This window comes from Sphaerisporangium sp. NPDC049457 (assembly GCF_055586705.1).
The window spans coordinates 119,384-138,684 of the sequence record NZ_JBVJHR010000013.1 but is presented as its reverse complement, the minus strand read 5'-3'; the positions used below and the strand labels follow the sequence as shown (position 1 = coordinate 138,684).

14 protein-coding genes are annotated in these 19,301 nt (G+C 72.3%); 6 read left to right on the top strand and 8 right to left on the bottom strand.

The features are described from left to right. A complete protein-coding gene (locus tag ACZ6QO_RS21395; RefSeq protein ID WP_465853112.1) occupies positions 1-339 on the bottom strand; it encodes a CU044_2847 family protein in 339 nt (112 codons plus the stop codon). A 318-nt stretch (positions 340-657) separates the two neighbouring features. Further along, complete coding sequence (locus ACZ6QO_RS21390) at positions 658-1,626, bottom strand: helix-turn-helix domain-containing protein (protein WP_465853110.1); 969 nt, start codon at positions 1,624-1,626, stop codon at positions 658-660. Between the two features lie 172 nt (positions 1,627-1,798). Between ACZ6QO_RS21390 and ACZ6QO_RS21385 the strand changes: the two genes are divergently transcribed. Then, entirely contained in the window at positions 1,799-5,248 is a 3,450-nt protein-coding gene (locus ACZ6QO_RS21385; RefSeq protein WP_465853108.1) for a S8 family serine peptidase, read from the top strand. A gap of 153 nt (positions 5,249-5,401) precedes the next feature. Here the strand turns inward: ACZ6QO_RS21385 and ACZ6QO_RS21380 are convergent, their stop codons facing one another. Beyond that, the gene (locus ACZ6QO_RS21380) at positions 5,402-6,271 is read right to left on the bottom strand and encodes an NAD-dependent epimerase/dehydratase family protein (RefSeq protein WP_465853107.1); all 870 of its coding nucleotides are present in this window, start codon (positions 6,269-6,271) and stop codon (positions 5,402-5,404) included. 389 nt (positions 6,272-6,660) lie between these two features. Here ACZ6QO_RS21380 and ACZ6QO_RS21375 point away from each other — a divergent pair, with 389 nt between their 5' ends. After that, on the top strand, positions 6,661-7,680 hold the full coding sequence (locus ACZ6QO_RS21375) for an NAD-dependent epimerase/dehydratase family protein (protein WP_465853105.1): 1,020 nt from the start codon (positions 6,661-6,663) through the stop codon (positions 7,678-7,680). Then, entirely contained in the window at positions 7,677-8,570 is an 894-nt protein-coding gene (locus ACZ6QO_RS21370; protein WP_465853104.1) for an SMP-30/gluconolactonase/LRE family protein, read from the top strand. Before ACZ6QO_RS21375 ends, ACZ6QO_RS21370 begins: the two co-directional genes overlap by 4 nt. Positions 8,571-8,613: 43 nt before the next feature. On the opposite strand, the gene ACZ6QO_RS21365 is transcribed toward ACZ6QO_RS21370, so the two are convergent. Together ACZ6QO_RS21365 and ACZ6QO_RS21360 are read right to left on the bottom strand one after the other, a co-directional pair. Then, complete coding sequence (locus ACZ6QO_RS21365) at positions 8,614-9,519, bottom strand: fumarylacetoacetate hydrolase family protein (protein WP_465853102.1); 906 nt, start codon at positions 9,517-9,519, stop codon at positions 8,614-8,616. 164 nt (positions 9,520-9,683) lie between these two features. Then, a complete protein-coding gene (locus ACZ6QO_RS21360) occupies positions 9,684-10,748 on the bottom strand; it encodes a LacI family DNA-binding transcriptional regulator (protein ID WP_465853100.1) in 1,065 nt (354 codons plus the stop codon). An 89-nt stretch (positions 10,749-10,837) separates the two neighbouring features. Here ACZ6QO_RS21360 and ACZ6QO_RS21355 point away from each other — a divergent pair, with 89 nt between their 5' ends. Then, positions 10,838-11,620 (top strand): MFS transporter, encoded by a 783-nt coding sequence (locus tag ACZ6QO_RS21355; protein WP_465853098.1) that lies wholly within the window; start codon positions 10,838-10,840, stop codon positions 11,618-11,620. A 49-nt stretch (positions 11,621-11,669) separates the two neighbouring features. Here the strand turns inward: ACZ6QO_RS21355 and ACZ6QO_RS21350 are convergent, their stop codons facing one another. Then, positions 11,670-12,167, bottom strand: coding sequence for a CGNR zinc finger domain-containing protein (locus ACZ6QO_RS21350; RefSeq protein WP_465853096.1), 498 nt, complete (start codon positions 12,165-12,167; stop codon positions 11,670-11,672). Between the two features lie 209 nt (positions 12,168-12,376). Here ACZ6QO_RS21350 and ACZ6QO_RS21345 point away from each other — a divergent pair, with 209 nt between their 5' ends. Both ACZ6QO_RS21345 and ACZ6QO_RS21340 read left to right on the top strand, forming a co-directional pair. Beyond that, a complete protein-coding gene (locus tag ACZ6QO_RS21345) occupies positions 12,377-13,243 on the top strand; it encodes an alpha/beta fold hydrolase (protein WP_465853095.1) in 867 nt (288 codons plus the stop codon). A gap of 186 nt (positions 13,244-13,429) precedes the next feature. Further along, positions 13,430-15,412 carry an amino acid transporter gene (locus ACZ6QO_RS21340; protein WP_465853093.1) on the top strand — a complete coding sequence of 661 codons (1,983 nt, stop codon included), beginning with the start codon at positions 13,430-13,432 and terminating at the stop codon, positions 15,410-15,412. Between the two features lie 90 nt (positions 15,413-15,502). Here the strand turns inward: ACZ6QO_RS21340 and ACZ6QO_RS21335 are convergent, their stop codons facing one another. Next, complete coding sequence (locus ACZ6QO_RS21335) at positions 15,503-17,371, bottom strand: ABC transporter ATP-binding protein (protein ID WP_465853091.1); 1,869 nt, start codon at positions 17,369-17,371, stop codon at positions 15,503-15,505. Beyond that, positions 17,368-19,170 (bottom strand): ABC transporter ATP-binding protein, encoded by a 1,803-nt coding sequence (locus ACZ6QO_RS21330; protein WP_465853089.1) that lies wholly within the window; start codon positions 19,168-19,170, stop codon positions 17,368-17,370. Before ACZ6QO_RS21330 ends, ACZ6QO_RS21335 begins: the two co-directional genes overlap by 4 nt. Between the last annotated feature and the right edge of the window lie 131 nt (positions 19,171-19,301).

Below are 19,301 nucleotides of genomic sequence, written 5' to 3'. Positions count from 1 at the left end.
TCACCTGCCGCCGGCCTCGTCGCCCTTGCGCCATTCCAGGCGTACCCTGAGCGTCGCCTTGGTTTCCCCGTCGGTCAGCAGGCACAGCAGGCGGCCGCCCTTGACGGCGAGCTCGAACCCGAACTCCACCTCGGCCACGTCGGGCTCGACCTGCTTGACCGCGTCCCGGACGTTGGCCGCCACACCGCGCAGTGCCGAGCCGACGGCTGCGAACGACAGCGTCTCAGCCAGCCCGATGTTGGACGGCCCGCCGCCGGCCGGGTCCTCCACCCGCTCCGCCCGCACCAGCACGACGCCACCGCCCGGCAGCTCGAGCTCGACGACCTCCGTCTCCCCCATCCGAGTTCCTCCTTGGCGCGCCCCATCCCTGCTGGACAGCTTCGCCCCGATCATCATCGGGCACAAGGGATCGCCGCGAGAGGCCTATGCGCGAATACCCCTCCTGGACCGCGTCACCCTCGATGCCGGTGGGTGAGACGGCCTCGCCCACCTCATCGCCTGCGCATCGGCCGCTCCGTCGGCCCCACGTCCCACCCGGCCGGCGTCCTCAACGATGGCGAGCGGTCGCCTGCCGCCTGGACCAGGGCGGTGCGCAGGCGGAGCCGGCGACCTGGCGGCCGCGGCGGCCCACAGCGAGACAGGGCCGTCTCGCCGGGGTCAGATCCAGCCGCGGCGGGTGGCCTCCATGGCTATCTGGAAGCGGGTCTGGGCTCCGACGCGCTGCATCAGCTTGGTGACGTGGCGTTGCACGGTGCGCTCGCTCCATCCGAGCGCGCGGCTGGCCGCCTTGTCGGTGGCCCCTGCCGCCAGCAGCGTCAGCAGCCTCGCCTCCTCCTCCGACAGTTCCTCCAGGGCGGGCGAGGTGTGCTGGACGGGCACGCTGCGCTCCCAGACCGCCTCGAACAGGGCGACCAGCGCGTCGAGCAGCGGCGAGGGATGGATCAGGTAGGAGGCGGTGACCGCGTTGTCGCCGGGCCGCAGCAGCGGGATGATGGCCAGCCGGTCGTCGGAGATGCCGAGCTTCATGGGCAGGTCCGCGGCGATCCTGGCCTGCTCGCCGTGGCGCATGCCGACCGTGACGTCCTCCAGCCAGCCGTCCAGTTCGAGCGCGCTCTTGTCGTAGATGACCCGGTACTTCACCCCGCGCTTCAGCAGGGCCAGCTCGACGTGGTTGGGCTCGGTGTGCGCCTGCGGGGCGGCGTACGGCGGGCGGTCGAACCCGCGCATCTGCGCGCGGGTGTTCTGCTGCATCTGCACCCAGCGGTGGTTGACCTCGTCGCGTCCGGAGACCACCTCGATCAGCTCGCCCGGATGGGCGAACCGGGTGCCCTGGCGGTACATCTTCATCAGCGTGCGGATGTGCACGCGCACGTCGTGCAGCCCGGCCTCGCGCTCGCGCAGGACGGCCTCCAGCCCGCTGTCCGGCGAGACGGCCACGTACCGGACGGGACGCCCGGTCGAGCGGGTGGCCAGGCCCAGCTCGACCAGCGTCCGCAGCGTCCGCCGCGCGGCCGACACCGGCAGGTGACAGTCGTGGACGAGCTCGGACAGCGTCGCCCGCGTCCTGCGGACGAGCGCGTCGTACACCGCCTCGTCCTGCGGGGTCAGACCGATCGCCTCAAGCACGCACCCTCCTGAAACAGCGCCGTTACCTGCTGGAAACGGCTGCCACCTGTGGCTTGTCGTCTTCCCGTCACCTGACCGGAACTCGCCGTTCGCTCAGCTTGTCAGCAGATGACCACTGATGCCAGCGTTCATGGTCGTCACCCCTGTGCTTGTTTCTACTGAGGAGTCCCCAATGTCCCCCTACGCCCTGCGACATCGCGGGCAACGCCTCGTCCTTGCCGCGCTGTTCGTCCTCGGATCGATCGCCGCCGTCCTTCCGGCGCGTCCCGCGGTGGCCGAGACTCCCCCGCCGGCACCGGCGCACCGGGGGAAGATCGCCCCTGAGCTCGTCGAGCGCATGAAGGACACCCGTTCGCGCTCCGACGGCCGCATCGAGGCCGTCGTCGTGCTGGGCGCCCGCCCCGGCCTGCCTGCGGCGACCGCCGGCCCGGCGAAGGTGCGCGAGGGCCTTTCCGGCACGGCCGCGTCCATGCAGGCCCCCGTGGTGCGACTGATCGAGTCCCAGGGCGATCAGGTCGTCAACACGTTCTGGCTGAAGAACATGATTTTGGTCCGGGCCAAGGCCGCCACGATAGAAGCGGTGGCCGACCTGGCCCTGGTCGACCGGGTCATCCCCAACTTCGAGCTCAAGGCCCCGAAGACCAAGCCCGTGGAGCCCTCCGCGGCACGCCGGGCCGCCGAGGACGGGGAGCCGGCCTGGGGCGTGGCGAAGATCGGCGCCGACCGGGTGCACAGCGAGCGCGGCCTGACCGGTGACGGCGTCCGCGTCGCGGTGCTCGACACCGGCGTCGACATCTCCCACCCCGACCTCGCCGGGAAGCTCGCCACCGACGACGCCTCCGACCCGGCCTACCCGGGCGGGTGGATCGAGTTCGCCGAGGACGGCACGCCGGTGGCCTCCACGCCGCACGACAGCGCCTACCACGGCACGCACGTGGCCGGCACGATCGCCGGCGGGGACGCCTCGGGCACGCAGATCGGCGTGGCTCCCGGCGCCGACCTGATGGCCGGCCTGGTCATCCCGGGCGGCCGCGGCACGTTCGCCCAGGTCATCGCCGGCATGCAGTGGGCGATCGCCCCCTACGACGCGCACGGACGCCCGGCCGGCAAGCCCGCCGACGTCGTCAGCATGTCGCTGGGCGGCGAGGGCTACTCCGACGAGATGATCGAGCCCGCGCGGAACATCTACCTGGCCGGGGCCTTCCCGTCCTTCGCCATCGGCAACGAATGCCTGCCCGGCGGGTCGAGCAGCCCCGGCAACGTCTACGAGGCCGTGGCCGTCGGCGCCACCGACGCGAACGACGACGTGCCGGACTTCTCCTGCGGCGGCACGGTCACGCGGGACGACTGGGCCGACGCGCCCGGCGACTGGCCGGACTCCTACGTCGTGCCCGACATCTCGGCGCCCGGCGTCGACGTGCTGTCGTCCATCCCGGGCGGCGACTACGCCTTGTTGAGCGGCACCTCGATGGCGACCCCGCACGTCTCCGGCACGGTCGCGCTCATGCTGCAGGCGCGCCCGGACCTCGGCGTCGACGAGGCCCTGAACATCCTGGAGGGCACCTCCTTCTCCGACGAGCGCTACGGCCAGCGCCCGAACGACCGCTACGGCGCCGGGCGCATCGACGCCTACGCCGCCGTCGCCGAGGCCGCCCTCACCAGCGGAGTCCGCGGCACGGTCACCGACGGCAGGACCCGCACGCCGCTCGCCGGCGTGACCGTCACCCGGGCCGACAACGGCAGGACGGTCCGCACGGACGCGCAGGGCAGATTCGAGATGCGGCTCGCCGCCGGCGCCTACGACCTGCGGCTCTCCCGGTTCGGCTACCAGCCGGCCTCGGCCCGCGTCAGCGTCCAGGCGGACCGCCTCTCCGACCTGAAGACCGCGCTGGAGCAGACCCGCCGCGGCAAGATCTCCGGCCGCGTGGTGTACGGCCCGACCGGCTTCACGGTGCCGGGCGCGACGGTCACGGTGCTCGGCGTGCCCGACCGGCTCGCGGCGACGACCGACCACAACGGCGGATACACGATCAACGACGTGCCCGAGGGCGACTACCAGATCGCCGCGGCGGCCCCCGGGGTGTCCCGATCCGACCCGCAGCGGGTCGGCGTCACCGGCAAGGGACCGGGCCGGGCCGACATCGCCCTTCCCCGGTCCCCGGACACCCAGCGCGTCTCGCTGACCAGTGACGGCCGGCAGGGCGACAGCGACAGCTGGTGGCCGCAGCTGAGCGACGACGGCAGCGCGGTGGTCTTCGCCAGCATGGCCGACAACCTCGTCCCGGACGACACCAACAACGACCTGGACGTCTTCGTGACCGACCGGCGCACCGGGGCCACCGAGCGCGTCTCTGTCGCCTCCGACGGCACCCAGGCCGACGCCTTCTCGCTGGTGCCGACCATCAGCGCGGACGCGCGGTACGTCGGCTTCAGCAGCGGGGCGACCAACCTGGTGCCCGGCGACACCAACGGCCAGACCGACGCCTTCGCGCACGACCGGCGGACCGGCACGACCGAGCTGCTCTCGGTCGCCACCGGCGGCGGCCCGAGCGACGGGCTGACCTCCCAGCCCGCGTTCAGCGCCGACGGCCGCTTCGCCGTCTTCAACAGCGACGCCACCAACCTGGTGCCCGGCGACACCAACGGCCTGACCGACGTCTTCGTCCGCGACCGGCAGACCGGCACGACCGAGCGCGTCTCGGCCGGCATGGACGGCGCCGAGAGCGACGGGAACTCGCGCGAGCAGACGATCAGCGCGGACGGCAGGTTCGTCGCGTTCGAGAGCAACGCCGGCAACCTCGTCCCGGGCGACACCGACGAGAGCGTCGACGTCTTCGTCCGCGACCGGCAGACCGGCACGACCGAGCTGGTCACCGCGCCCGACGGCGTCGAGCCGAACAGCCCGCGGATCAGCGCCGACGGCAGGATGGTCGTCTTCATCGGCACCGGGTCCAGCGGATGGCACATCTACCGGTACGACCGGCAGGAGCACACCAGCACGCTGGTGTCGGCGGCCCCGGACGGAAGCCCGGCCAACGACTGGTCCTTCGCCCCCTCGATCAGCGCGGACGGCCAGACGGTGGCCTTCTACAGCTACGCGACCGACCTCGCCGGCCCGGACGCCAACGGCCGGACGGACGTGTTCGTGCGCGACATGAAGGCGGGCACGACCGAGCGCGTCTCCGCGGGCCCGAAGGGCGCCGAGGGCGACGGCAGCAGCGAGCTGCCGTCGATCAGCGGGAACGGGCGTTACATCGCCTTCCAGAGCAACTCGGCCAACCTGGTCGAGGGCGACACCAACCGCCATGCCGACGTCTTCGTCCACGACCGCACTCCGGGGCCGGAGCCGCGTTTCACCCTCGCCGAGCTGCGGGTGCACCCGGACGCCGTGCGCCCCGGGCACGCGGTGAAGATCACCGCCTGGGTGAAGAACGTCGGGGAGAAGGCCGGCGGGTACGACGCCGTCCTGCGCGTCGGCGACCAGGAGGAGGAGCGCCGGACCGTCCAGGCGCGCGCGGGCGAGGCGGTGCGCCTCAGCTTCGACGTGCGCCGTAGCGCCGCCGGCGTCTACACCGTCGAACTGGGCCCGCTCACCGGCACCTTCACGGTGAGCGGCCGCTGAGTCGCGACATCTCGTGATCCGGCCGGCCGCGGGCACGCGGCCGGCCGGATCACGGCTTCCGGGACCACGGCTTCCGGGACCACGGCTTCCGGGACCACGGGACCCGGGACCACGGGAGCCGGACGTTCGACGCGGGACCCGCGCGCCGGGCGGTCAGACCTTCTGCGCCGCGAGGACGTCGCGCCAGGAGCGCTCGGCGACGTAGCCGAGCTCCCGGCCGGCCCGTTCGCTGCTGAACAGGCTCTCGTACCCCTCCAGCGGGCGTCGCGGCGTCAGCCCGGGGAACACCTCGGCGACCAGCTCGGCCGTGGGCCGGTCGATCAGCGTGTCGCGTGCGGCGATGACGTAGGACCTCGCCCCGGTGACCTCCGCGAGCAGGGCCCGGCGGAACGCCTGGCCGACGTCGTGGACGTCGACGTAGCCCCACAGGTTGAACACCCTGGTCATCGGGTCGGCCCAGTACGAGGGAAGGTTGGCGTAGTCGGCGACGTCCAGGACGTTGGACAGCCGCAGCCCGATGATCGGCATGCCCGACCACGACGAGACGTGCTCGGCCATGGTCTCGCCGAGCACCTTCGACAGCGCGTAGGTGGAGGTGGGGTGAGGGTAGTGGTCCTCGTCGAGCGGCGCGTAACGCGGCGGGGAGTCCGGCCCGAAGGGGAAGCCCAGCGTGGTCTCGCTGGAGGCCCACACGACCCGGCCGAGGCCGAGCTTGGCGGCGGCCAGGAAGACGTTGCCGTTCATCGCGTTGTTCTCGTTGAGCGTGCGCGCGTCGGTGAAGAAGCCCGGCGCGGGGATGGCCGCGAGGTGGACGACGGCGTCCACGCCGGTCAGCGCGTCGACGGTGTCGCCGAAGTGCGTCATGTCGGCGCGTAACAGCGGGGCGCCGAGCTCGGCGAGCTCGCCGCGGTCGCCCGGCGCTCCCGTCACGTCGATGGCACGCACCTCGTGCCCATGAGCCAGCAGATCTTTGAGGACGGCGCGCCCGGCCTTGCCGCCCGCCCCTGTCACCGCGATTTTCACCGGACAAGCCTCGCTTTCACCACATCATCCCCGACCGGTGCTCTACGGTAGTGCGATCCGCGATCGAAAGTTCATCGAAACTACCGCCGCAGCGTAACCGTCGGCCGTCGACCGCCCCGACCGCGGAAAACGCGGCCTTGCTGGCATTTCACCGCCGTCATCTCCCTTGACGTTCGCCGACCCGCCGTTCTACGTTGGCACGTATCGCTGAGATTTCGGATGGTTTCCGAAAGTTTCGGTCACCGTCCATTCTTGCCGCCCGCCATGAAGGAGCCACCGGTGCCTCTCGCACGGATCTTTCCAGGCGGTTCCCTCGCCGAGCGGCCGGCGGGCCGGAGCGGCGACGGCGTCGCGTAGCCGGCGGCATCCCCCCGAGACCGGAGTCGAGCATGAAGCTTCTCTATATCGGCGGCACCGGCACGATCAGCTCGGCCTGCGTGGCCGAGTCGGTGCGCCAGGGCCACGACGTGCACGTGCTGAACCGCGGCCGCACGGCCGCCCGCCGGCCGCTGCCCGCGGGCGTCACCTCCATCACCGCGGACATCGCCGACGACGGCGCGCTGCGCGACGCCCTCGCCGGCGCGACGTTCGACTGCGTGGTCGACTTCCTCTGCTTCGGCGCCAAGGACGCCGCCGCCGCGGCCGAGCTGTTCCAGGACCGCACGGGCCAGTACATCCACATCAGCTCGGCTTCGATCTACCACAAGCCGGTGCGGCGCGCGCCGTTCACGGAATCCACCACCCGGCGCAACCCGTACCTGGCCTACGCCCGCGACAAGATCGCCGCCGAGGACGTCCTGCGCGGCGCGTACGAGGAGCGCGACTTCCCGGTGACGATCGTCCGGCCCTCGCACACCTACGACGACGCGGCCCCGCCGCTGCCCGGCGGCTGGACGGCCTGGGACCGGATCGCGCGCGGCGAGGAGCTCGTGGTGCCCGGCGACGGGACCAACCTGTGGACGCTCACGCACGCGCGGGACTTCGCCGTCGGCCTGGCCGGCCTGACCGGGAACTGGCAGGCCGTCGGGGAGGACTTCCACATCACCTCCGACGAGGCGCTCACCTGGAACGGGATCTACGACGTCATCGGCCGGACGGCCGGCTCCCCGGCGCGGCTGCTGCACCTGCCCTCGGAGTTCCTGCCGCTCGTGGCCCCCGACTGGTTCTGGTCCGAGCTGATCATCGGGGACCTGTCGCACAGCGCGGTGTTCGACAACACCAAGATCAAGCGGTTCGTGCCGGCGTTCCACCCGACGATCACCTGGTCGGAGGGGGCGCGGCGGCTGGCCGACCGGCGTGCCGGGCACACCGATGAGACCCGCCCCGACCCGGCGACCGACGCGACGCTGGACCGGCTGGTCGAGGCGCACCGCCGCGCCGTGGCGGCGGTGGCGCCGCCGTCCCTGTGACGCCGCCGGCGGGCGGCGACCTCACCGCCCGCCCGTGGCTCGCGGTGTCCGGCGTCCATTGCGAGGGCGTGGTGTGGGACGACGCCGCGGGCCTGCTGCGGTTCGTCGACATCCCCCGCGGCCGCCTGTTCCACGCCGACGTGGAGACCGGCGAGGTCGGCTGGGCCGACCTGCCCGCGCCGGTGGCCGCCGTGCACCCCACGACCGATCCCGCGACGGTCATCGTGGCCGACGGCGCCGGCGTCGCGCTGGTCGCGGGGGGCGAGCTCGTCGAACGGCTCGCCGCACCCCTCGCCGACCGGCCGGACATCCGCATGAACGACGGCAACGTCGACCCCGCCGGACGGTACTTCATCGGCAGCATGGCCTACGACGCCGAACCGCGCGCGGCGAGTTTGTACCGCCTGGACGCCGACCGGTCCTTGCGCACCGTGCTGACCGGCGTCACCATCGGCAACGGCATGGACTGGTCGCCGGACGCCTCCCTGTGTTACTTCGTGGACAGCCCGACCCACCGCGTCGACGTCTTCGACTACGACGTGGCCACCGGTGAGCTGTCGGGCCGTCGGGTCTTCGCCGACGTCTCCGCCGTCCCCGGCATGCCCGACGGCCTGACCGTCGACGCCGAGGGCGGCGTGTGGGTGGCGTTCTACGGAGGCTCACGGGTGTGCCGCTTCGCCCCCGGCGGCCTGCTCGACCGCACCGTCACCCTGCCGGTGTCACAGGTGACCTCGTGCTGCTTCGCCGGCCCCGGGCTGGACCGCCTGGCCGTCTCCACCTCCACCGAAGGGCTCTCCCCCGACGAGCTGCGACGTCAGCCCGCCGCCGGGGCGATCTTCCTGGCCGATCCCGGATGCCGGGGCCGGCTTTCGAACAGATTTGTGATCTGACCCGGAAAGGCCGCCGCCGGCCCGCGGCCCGCCCACCGGACGGCTACGGGCGGTTCGCGCCGGTCCGACCGGCGTCGTGCCGCTCGCCGGGCATGCCGCGGACGACGGTGTTGCGCAACACGCCGACGCCGTCGATGCCGATCTCGACCACGTCGCCGGCGGCGAGGGTGAACGGCCACGGCGGCACCAGGCAGGTGCCGGTGGAAAGGACCACGCCGTCGGGATGCACGTCCCCGCGCATCAGGTACGCCACCAGGTCCGCGAACCTGCGGCGCAGCCGCGCCGTGCTCGCCTGCCCGCTCCACACGCGCACGCCGTCCCTGCGGATGGTCATCTCGATCGTCAGCGCGTAGGGGTCCTCGACCTCCCAGACCGGCGTGATCCACGGGCCGAGCCCGCACGCGCCGAAGTAGATCTTGGCCTGCGGCAGGTAGAGGGGGTTCTCCCCTTCGATGCTGCGCGAGGACATGTCGTTGCACACCGTGTAGCCGGCGATCTCACCCAGGCGGTTGACCACCAGGGCCAGCTCGGGCTCCGGCACGTCCACGGTGGAGTCGGTGCGGATGGAGAGCCGCCCGCCCTGGCCCACGGCCCGCCACCCGGCCGACTTGAAGAACAGCTCGGGCCGCTCGGCGTCGTAGACCAGGTCGTAGACGCTCGCGGCCTGCTCGCTCTCTTCGACCCTGGCCTCGCGCGAGGTCTGGTAGGTGACGCCCGCCGCCCACACCTCGGTGCGCTCGTCCACCGGGGCCAGGAGCTCGACGCCGGCGAGCGGCGTCCGCTCGCCCAGCGGGGCCGACGCCAGCAGGTCGCGCAGCTCGGCCACCGGCCGCGCCCACAGTTCGGCCAGGGAGGCCACGCCGGCCAGCTCGGCGACGCCGTCCTCGCCGTCGTGCAGACCGATGAGGGGACGCGCGGTCCCTTCCTGCCGGTACCTGACGATGTTCACCTGACTCCTTCCGAAACGCCGCAGGCAGGCACCCGGGTTTCGAAACATTTCGGAAATGCCGGCTCCGGGCCATGGTAGCGCCATCGGGGATCTTCCGACATCCACGCCACGTGGGCCGAAACTCGGCGCGGGCGCACCGAAACTGAAGACGGCGGCGGCCGGGATCAGGGCGTGGGACGGCGGTGGGACGGCGGGGCCGTGCTGCCGCGCACGACGAGCTTGGTGGACAGCTCGACCCTGCCCTCGGGGACATCGCTGCCGTCCTGGTGGGAGAGCAGCGTGCGCACGGCCAGGGCGGCCATCTCGGCGATGGGCTGCCGCACCGTGGTCAGCGGCGGCGTCACCCACTGTGACATCGGAACGTCGTCGAAGCCCACGACGCTCAGGTCGTCGGGCACGCGCAGGCCTCGCTGCTGGACGGCGGCGTAGACGCCCAGGGCCTGCAGGTCGTTCGCCGCGAAGATCGCCGTCGGCGGGTCGGGCCGGTCGAGCAGGATGGGTGCCAGCCGCAGGCCGGAGGAGTAGTGGAAGTCGCCGTGCTCGATGAGCGCCTCGTCGGCCGGCACGCCGGCCCCTTCGAGCGCGGCGCGGTAGCCGGCCAGCCGCGCCTGGCTGCACAGAAAGCGCATCGGCCCGGTGATCAGGCCGATGCGGCGGTGGCCGAGGTCGATCAGGTGACGGGTGGCGGCCAGCCCGCCGCCCCAGTTGCCCGCGCCGATCGACGGCAGGTCGGAGCCGCCGTCACCGACCGGGTCGACGAGGATCGCCGGCGCGCCGATCTTGGCGATGCGCTTGTGGTCGGCCGCGGAGATCTCGGACAGCGCCAGGATGATGCCGCGCGGGGCGCGGTCGGCGATGTCGTCCAGCCACTGCCGGCCGCGGCCGGGGTTGCCGCGGCCCGGACTGCCGCCGATCACCGAGACCACGATCGCCGCGCGGGCCGCCCGCGCGGCCTCCTCGGCGCCGCGGATCATCTCGGCGGCCCACGGCGTGCTCGCGTCGTGGAACAGCACCTCGATCAGGCCGACGCGCCTGACGGCGGGCACCGGCCGCTTGGTGCGCGTCGTGGGCACGTAACCGCGCGCGGTCAGCATGGCCTCGATCTGCGCCCGGGTCGACGGCGCCACGTCCGAACGGCCGTTGAGCACCTTCGAAACAGTCGCCCGTGACACCCCGGCCTCGGCCGCGATGTCGGCGACGGTGACCCGCCGTTCGATCGAGTGAGACACCAACGCTTTGCTCCATCGCCGAAACTTGGCTGCTCTGTCGTGGCCACCCATCGTACGGGGTGCCGGGCCTTCGAACCCGACACTCGGCCGTGGGCCGGATCGGGCGTCCGAAACTCGCCGCCGACCGCTCTGGCGCCTCCCGAAACCGCCGCCGGACGCCGGCGAGGTTTTGTAACAAGATCGTCTACGTCGTCGTGGCCGCCGAGTCGGCGCTCACCGGCATGTTCGAGTCGGTGAAGAACTGCCTGGTGCCGGCCGTCGTCGCACCCGACCGGCTGATGAGCGCCAACGCGGCGATCAACCTCAGCGGCAACCTCGGCCGCCTGGCCGGCGGCCCGGTGGGCGGAGTCCTGCTGGGCTGGACCGGCATCGTGGGCGTCGCGCCGGCCTCGGCCGCCATGTTCCTCGTCACGGCGCTGCTGGTGGCGGCGGTCTCGGCCGGGCACACCCGGCGGCCCGCGCCGACCGCGCCGGCCGTGCCGGGCGCGCCCGGCACGGTGTGGCGGGAGCTGCCCGCGGGGCTGCGCGCCATCGCCTCCTCCCGCAGGCTGAGACCGGTCGCCTGCGCCCTTGGGCTGCTGTCGCCGGCACAGGGGCTGTTCGTGATCCTGTTCCTGCTGTTCGTCACGGACATGCTCATGGTCGGGGAGTCCGAGGCGGGCATGCTGCGCGGCGTACAGGCGATCGGCGGGCTGCTGGGCGGCGCGGTGGCCGGCCGGCCGGCGCGCAGGCTCCAGGCGCACCGGTTCGTCGTCCACGGCCCGCTGATCTTCGCCGTGATCAGCGCGGCCATCTGGAACCTGACCCTGGTCACCACCTGGATCTGGGTCTACGTCGGGCTCTTCGTCCTGGCGGGCGCGCCCACCCGCTGACGACGCCCCGGCCGCTCGCCGGGCATCGGCGTCCGCGGCCCATCGGCGGTCAGGCGCCCGTGGCGCGGGTGCGCTGGTGGTGGCGGCGCGCCTTCATGCGGTTGCCGCAGATCGCCATCGAACACCACCTGGCGCGGTTGGCGTGGCTGCGGTCGATGAGGAAGAGCGTGCACTCGTCGTTGGCGCAGGCGCGCAGGCGTCCGGGGGCGTCGCGGCGCAACTCGTCCCAGGCGAGGACGGCCTCCACGGCGAAGCGCCTCTCGTCGTCCACGATGAGCTCCCAGCGGATGCCGTCTTCGCCGGCCCGCGGCTCCTGACGGGCGCCGGCGACCACCTCGTCCAGCGCGGAGGCCGGCGCGGCGCCGCGCACGACACGGTCGAGCAGGTCACGGGCGCGCCGCACCGCGCGCAGCTCGCCCTCGGACCCGTGGCCGCCGTGGTCGCGCAACCATCGCCGCCCCTCGGCGTCCTCGGCCAGCGCGTCCTGCGGGGTGCCGTCCACGACCGGCCGGCTGTTCAACAGGGCGAGCATGACGTCGGAGGTCATCGGCCCCCCTCTCACCTGACCCTCACCTAACCGGAGATTTCCACCTGACAGGTTAGGCGCAGCCGTGCGACACGGGCAAGCCGGGCGTCCCCGCCGCAACGGGGACGAGCCGGAGTCGGCGCCCCCTAACCATATTGATCGGTTTGACAGGTTAGCCATGCCGGCACTTCAATGAGGGTAACCACACAAACGGACTTGAGAGGTTAGCCATGGCCGAGATCAGACACCTCACCGCGACGGTCGCGGGTCAGCGGGTCTTCTACCGTGAGGCCGGTCCGCGGGAGGCGCCCGTCGTCGTACTGCTGCACGGCTTCCCGACCAGCTCGCACATGTTCCGCAACCTCATCCCGCTGCTGGCGGACCGCTACCGTGTGATCGCGCCGGACCACATCGGCTTCGGCCACTCCTCCATGCCCTCCCTGGCGGAGTTCCCCTACACCTTCGACGCGCTCGCGGACGTCACCGACGGTCTGCTGCGGCAACTCGGCGTCGAGAGGTTCGCGATGTACGTGCAGGACTACGGGGCGCCCATCGGCTGGCGACTGGCGATCCGCGCCCCGGAGCGGATCACCGCGATCATCACCCAGAACGGCAACGCCTACACCGACGGCCTGGTCGAGCCCTTCTGGAGGCAGGCGCTGGGCTACGCCGCCTCCCCCGGCCCGGACACCGAGCCCGCCATGCGCGGCGCGCTGTCCCTGGAGACCACCCGCTGGCAGTACCTCAACGGCGTCCCCGACCAGAGCCTCGTCAGCCCCGACACCTGGGTCCACGACCAGGCGCTGCTGGAGCGCCCCGGCAACGACGAGATCCAGCTCAAGCTGTTCCGCGACTACCCGACCAACATCGATCTGTACCCCGCGCTGCACGAGTACCTCCGCGACAGCCAGGTGCCCCTGCTCGCCGTGTGGGGCGCCAACGACGAGATCTTCGGCCCGGACGGCGCGCTGGCCTTCCGGCGGGACCTCCCGGACGCCGAGATCCACCTGCTCGACACCGGCCACTTCGCCCTGGAGAGCCACCTCGACGCCATCGCCGGCTACATCCGGGGCTTCCTCGGCCGCACGGTCGGCTGACCCGCCGGGGCGTCCGGTGCGATGCCGGCGCACGGTCGCGAGCCTGCCGATGCGATCGGGCCGATGCGCACCCGCTCGGGGCGGCGGCCGAGAGCATGTGTCCTGTATGTGACCGTAGGTCTAACCTGAGTCCCGTTCCTCATGGGAAAGCGTGCCACAGCGGCATACGAGACGGGAGACGGGCGGATGAGCGGCGGCACTGGGGCGTTGGCGATACCCGAGGTGGTGGAGAGCCCCGCCCGAGCGGCGGAGCCGACCCGCGGGCTCGCGGGCTGGCTGCTGCGGCACCGGGTGCAGCCGGTCGGGCCCGAGACGGCGGAAGGACATGCCAGGCCGCAGGCGTGGTGGAAGGTGATGTGCCTCACCGGGGTCGACTACTTCTCCACGCTGGCCTACCTGCCGGGCATCGCCGCGCTGGCGGCGGGGGCGCTGTCGCCGCTGGCCACGTTGCTGATCGTGGCGCTGACGCTGCTGGGCATGCTGCCGATGTACCGCAGGGTCGCCAAGGAGAGCCCGAACGGCCAGGGGTCGGTGGCCATGCTGGAGACGCTGCTGCCGTTCTGGCGCGGCAAGCTGTTCGTGCTGGTCCTGCTCGGCTTCGTCGCCACCTCGTGGATCATCACGATCACGCTGTCGGCCGCCGACGCGTCGGTGCACGTCGTGGAGAATCCGTACTTCCCGGCCGCCCTGCACGGGCACGAGGTCATCCTGACCGCGGTGCTGCTGCTGGTGCTGGGCGGGGTGTTCCTGCTCGGCTTCACCGAGGCCGTCAGCGTGGCCATCCCGCTCGTCGCGCTGTTCCTGGTGCTGAACGCCGTAGTGGTCGGCGTGGGCATCGGCGGGGTGATCGGCGACCCTCAGGCGATCTCGGCGTGGACCGCCGCCCTGACCGAGGGCCGGGGAGGGTTCGGCGGTCTCATCGGGCCGGCGGTCCTGGCCTTCCCGCTGCTGGTACTGGGTCTGTCCGGCTTCGAGACCGGGGTCAGCATGATGCCGCTGGTGGAGGCGTCGGGCGGCACCCCGGAACAGCGGATGGCCTCGCGGGTGCGCAACACCCGCAAGCTGCTGACCGTCGCCGCGCTCGTCATGAGCGTCTACCTGATCGCCACCAGCTTCGTCACCACGGTGCTCATCCCGGCCGAGGAGTTCCGCCCCGGCGGGCGGGCCGGCGGCAGGGCCATGGCGTTCCTCGCGCACGAGCGCCTCGGCGAGGCGTTCGGCACCGTCTACGACGTCAGCACCATCCTCATCCTGTGGTTCGCGGGCGCCTCTGCGATGGCAGGTCTGATCAACATCGTGCCGCGCTACCTGCCCGGCTATGGCATGGCGCCCGAATGGGGCCGCGCGGTGCGCCCGGTCGTCCTGGTCTACACCCTCATCTGCGTCGTGCTGACCATCGCGTTCGGGGCCGACGTCGAGGCCCAGGCCGGCGCGTACGCGACCGGCATCCTGGCGATGATGGTCTCCGGCGGGTTCGCCGTGACGGTCTCCGCCCTGCGCCGCCGGCGGCGCGCGGCGACCGTCGGGTTCGCGGTGCTCACCCTGGTGCTGGTCTACGCGCTGGCGGAGAACATCCGCGAGAAGCCGGACGGCATCACCATCTCGGCATTCTTCATCCTCGGCATCATCGCCATCTCGCTGGTCTCCCGCGTTTCCCGCACCACCGAGCTGCGCGCCGACCGCCTCGAGTTCGACTCCGCCGCCCGCCGGTTCGTCACCGAGTCCCTGGCGCACAACGGCGCGCTCGACCTCATCGCCAACCGCCGCCAGGCCGGGGACATCGCCGAGTACTCCGCCAAGGAGACCGAGCAGCGTGGCATGAACCCCGTCCCGGGGGCGGCCGACGTGCTGTTCCTTGAGATCGACGTGATCGACCCGTCGGAGTTCAGCGACGTGCTGCGGGTGCGCGGCGTCGAAGTGGGCGGCTATCGCATCCTGCGCGCCGGCAGCCCGGCCGCGCCGAACGCGATCGCCGCCATCCTGCTGGCGCTGCGGGACGCCACCGGGGTGCGTCCCCACTGCTACTTCGAATGGTCGGAGGGCGCACCGCTGACCCACCTGTTCCGCTATCTGCTGCTGGGACGCGGCGACACCCCGCCCGTCGTCCGGGAGATCATCCGCCGGAGCGAGCCGGACCCGGCCCGCCGCCCCCGCGTCCACGTCGGCTGAACCGCGACTCCCGCCCTCCCCGCGCCGCGGCGGGGAGGGCGGCCGGGGCCCGGACGCGCGCCCCCGGGGATTCGCCCGGCGGCGGGCGGCTCACGCCAGGCTGTCGAGCCAGGCGCGGTGCAGGTCGGCGAAGCGGCCTGCGCCGGCGATGAGGCGGCTCGGCGGGCCGTCCTCGACGACGCGGCCGGCGTCCATCACGAGCACCCGTTCGGCGATCTCGACGGTGGACAGGCGATGGGCGATGATCAGCGCGGTGCGGCCGGCCAGGACGGTGCGCAGGGCGCGCTGGACGAGTCGCTCGCTGGGGACGTCCAGGCTGGAGGTCGCCTCGTCGAGGATCACCACGGCCGGGTCTGCGAGGAAGACCCTGGCGAACGCGACGAGCTGCCGCTGCCCGGCCGACATGCGGCCGCCGCGCTTGCCGACCTGGGTGCGGTACCCGTCGGGCAGCGCCGCGATGAACTCGTGCGCGCCGATCGCGCGGGCCGCCCGCTCGATGTCGGCCGCGTCCGCCTCCGGGCGGCCGAACGCGATGTTGTCCGCCACCGTGCCGGTGAACAGGAAGTTCTCCTGCGTCACCATCACCACGGCCCGCCGCAGCGTGGTCTCGTCGAGGTCGCGCAGGTCGACGCCGTCGAGCAGGACGCGCCCGGCCGTCGGGTCGTAGAAGCGGGCGACGAGCTTCGCCACGGTCGTCTTGCCGGCTCCGGTCGCGCCGACCATCGCGACGATCTGCCCCGCGGGGATCTCCAGGTCCAGCCGGGGCAGGACCTGGACACCGTCCAGGTAGGAGAACTCGGTCCCCTCGAACCGCACCGCGCCGCGCGGGCGCGCTAGCGGCGCCGGACTGGCGGGCTCGGCCACCGCGGGACGCTCCTCCAGCACGCCGGAGAGGTTCGACAGCGCCGCGCCCGCCGACTGCAGGGTGTTGTAGAACTGCGAGATCTCCTGCATCGGCTCGTAGAACTGCCGCAGGTACAGCAGGAACGCGGCCAGCACGCCGACCGTGACCGCGTGGTGGATCGCGAGCCAGCCGCCGTACAGCAGCACCGCCGCGACCGTGACGTTGCCGATCAGCTTGATGCCCGGCATGAACACCGCCGTCAGGTACATGCTGCTCGCGCCGGCGTTCCGGTAGCCGGTGTTGAGCTCCCCGAAGATCTCCTGGTTGCGCGGCTCCCTGCGGAAGGCCTGGACCGCCCTGATGCCGGTCATCGACTCCACGAAGTGCACGATGACCAGCGCCATCGCCTCGCGGGTCCGGCGGTAGACGATGCTCGACTCGCGCCGGAACCACCGGGTGAACAGCAACAGGATCGGCAGCGGCACCAGCGCGACCGCGCCGAGCGGAAGGTCGAGCACCAGGAGCAGCACGGCGGTGCCGAACAGGGTGAGGACGGCGGTGACGATGCTGTCGAAGCCCGACTGCAGCATCTCGGCGATCGCGTCGATGTCGGAGGTGAGCCGGGCGATGACCCGTCCGGAGGTGTACCGCTCGTGGAACGACAGCGACAGCCGCTGGAAGTGGTCGAAGACGCGGCGGCGCAGCTCCAGCAGGATGTCCTGGCCGATCCGCCCGGAGACCCGCAGGAACGCCTGACGGGTGAACGCCTGGGTCAGCGTCGCGGCCAGGATCGCCGCGACGGCGGCGACCAGCGTCCCGGCGCCGTCGTGCCGCAGCATCGGCGGGATGCCGGAGTCGATGCCGACCTTCACCAGGTACGGGATCGCGAGGCCCGCGGCGCTCGACAGCGTGATGACGGCGACCAGCAGGGCGATGGCGCGCCGATGCGGGCGCAGCAGGTCGCCGAGCAGCCGCCGGGACCGCGCCCGCAGCAGCACCGACACCTTGTCCGGCAGGTCCTCCTGTTTCTCCGCGGCGACGCCGCGCCAGCGTCCCGGTTCCGCGGGCGCGCCCGTCGGAGGGCCGTCCTTCGCGCCGGTGGCCGCACCGCTCATCGCAGCGCCTCCCGCGGGTCGAGGTCGGCGTCCTGCGCGAGCAGTTCCCGGTACTCGGGGACCCGCGCCAGCAGTTCCTGGTGCAGGCCGACATGGGTGATGGTGCCGTCGCGGAGCAGCGCGACCTTGTCGGCGAGCAGCACGGTGGACGCGCGGTGCGCCACGACGAGGCCGGTCGCGTCCGCGAGCACCCCGCGCAGCGCCCGCTCGACCAGCGCCTCGGTCTCGACGTCGAGCGCCGACAGGGTGTCGTCCAGCACGAGGATCCTCGGCCTGCTGAGCACCGCGCGGGCCAGGGCGAGCCGTTGCCGCTGGCCGCCCGACAGCGACATGCCCTGCTCGCCGATGCGGGTGTCGAGCCCCCACGGCAGGTCGTAGGCGAAGGAGGCCTGCGCGATCTCGAGCGCCTCCCGCAGTTCGTCCTCGGTCGCCTCGCCCCGGCCGAGCGTGAGGTTCTCCCGCACGCTCATCGAGAACAGCGTCGGCTCCTCGAAGGCGGTGGCGACCACCGACCGCAGCGCGGGCAGCGTGAGGTCGCGGACGTCCCGTCCGTCGATCGTGACCCGGCCGGCGGTGACGTCGGCCAGCCTCGGCACCAGCGCGGTGAGCGTCGTCTTGCCCGAGCCGGTGGCCCCCACGATCGCGACCGTCTCCCCCGGCCGCACCTCCAGCCAGACGTCGCGCAACACCGGCCGCTCGCCTCCGGGGTACCGGAAGCCGACGCCCTCGAAGCGCAGGTGCCCGCGCGGCCGCTCGATCACCTCCGTGCCGCCGACGATCTCGGGCTCGGTGTCGAGCACCTCCATGACCCGGTCGGCGGAGGTCATCGCCTCCTGCGCCATCGCCAGGATGTAGCCGAGCGACGCGATCGGCCACACGAGCTGGAGCATCAGCGTGGTGAAGGCCACCAGGGTGCCGAGCGTCAGCGAGCCCGCGCCGACGGCCAGCGCGCCGAGCAGCAGCACCATGGCCAGGGTGACGTTCGGGATCACCTCGAGGAAGGTGAAGAAGCGGGACGCCAGCCGCACCTTGGACATCGAGACCTGGTAGACCTTCCGCGCGGCGGCGTCGAACTCGGCGAACACGTGCGGCCTGCGGCCGAACGCCTTGATCGTGCGGATGCCGAGCGCGGCCTCCTCGACGTAGGTGGCGATGTCCCCCTGCATGTCCTGCACCTCGCGGGAGATGAGGCGGTACCTCTTCTCGAACCGCAGCGACACCGCGAAGATGGGCACCGCGGCCGCCACGATGAGCAGGCCGAGGGGCCAGTACATCCGCATGAGCAGCACGGTCACCGTGACCAGCTGCACGATGTTCATGACGAGGAACAGCAGGCCGAACCCGAAGAACCGCCGGATCGTCGACAGGTCGGTCGTCACGCGGGACAGTAACTGGCCCGACTGCCAGTCGCCGTGGAAGCTCATCGGCAGCAGTTGCAGGTGCCGGTAGAGGTCGCCGCGAATCGCCGTCTCCAGTCCGAACACGGCCTTGGTCTGCATCCACCGGCGCAGGAAGGTCAGCAACGCGTCGGTGACGCCGAGGGCGAGTGCGAGCAACCCGAGCGGGAGGAGGGCGTCGCCGAGGCCGTGCCCGACCGGGCCGTCGATGATCTCCTTGCCGACCAGCGGGATCGCGGTGCTGGTGGCGATGCCCGCGACGGTCGCGAGCCAGATGAGGACCAGCCGAGGGACGTAGGGGCGCAGGTACGGCGCGAGCCGCCGCAGCGACCGCGATCTGCCGCCGCGGCGCGCACGTGGGAAGTCAGGGGCAGGGCCGGTGTCTTTACCGTCGGCAGGCATGAGGAAAGCGGCATTCCTTACGAGTCGGCGCGATGGACCGTGCGAGAGATGCTGACGTGTCGGCCGGCGACGACGCCGGCGCGGTGCCGGCGGTCCCGGAGGCGCGCGCGGAGAGCCACGGCCGCAGGCGT

Excerpts from the sequence above, each read along its gene's own strand:
- ACZ6QO_RS21395 (WP_465853112.1), bottom strand. The coding sequence starts at position 339 with ATGGGGGAGACGGAGGTCGTCGAGCTCGAGCTGCCGGGCGGTGGCGTC.
- ACZ6QO_RS21385 (WP_465853108.1), top strand. The coding sequence starts at position 1,799 with ATGTCCCCCTACGCCCTGCGACATCGCGGGCAACGCCTCGTCCTTGCC.
- ACZ6QO_RS21375 (WP_465853105.1), top strand. The coding sequence starts at position 6,661 with ATGAAGCTTCTCTATATCGGCGGCACCGGCACGATCAGCTCGGCCTGC.
- ACZ6QO_RS21350 (WP_465853096.1), bottom strand. The coding sequence starts at position 12,167 with ATGACCTCCGACGTCATGCTCGCCCTGTTGAACAGCCGGCCGGTCGTG.
- ACZ6QO_RS21345 (WP_465853095.1), top strand. The coding sequence starts at position 12,377 with ATGGCCGAGATCAGACACCTCACCGCGACGGTCGCGGGTCAGCGGGTC.
- ACZ6QO_RS21340 (WP_465853093.1), top strand. The coding sequence starts at position 13,430 with ATGAGCGGCGGCACTGGGGCGTTGGCGATACCCGAGGTGGTGGAGAGC.
- ACZ6QO_RS21335 (WP_465853091.1), bottom strand. The coding sequence starts at position 17,371 with ATGAGCGGTGCGGCCACCGGCGCGAAGGACGGCCCTCCGACGGGCGCG.
- ACZ6QO_RS21330 (WP_465853089.1), bottom strand. The coding sequence starts at position 19,170 with ATGCCTGCCGACGGTAAAGACACCGGCCCTGCCCCTGACTTCCCACGT.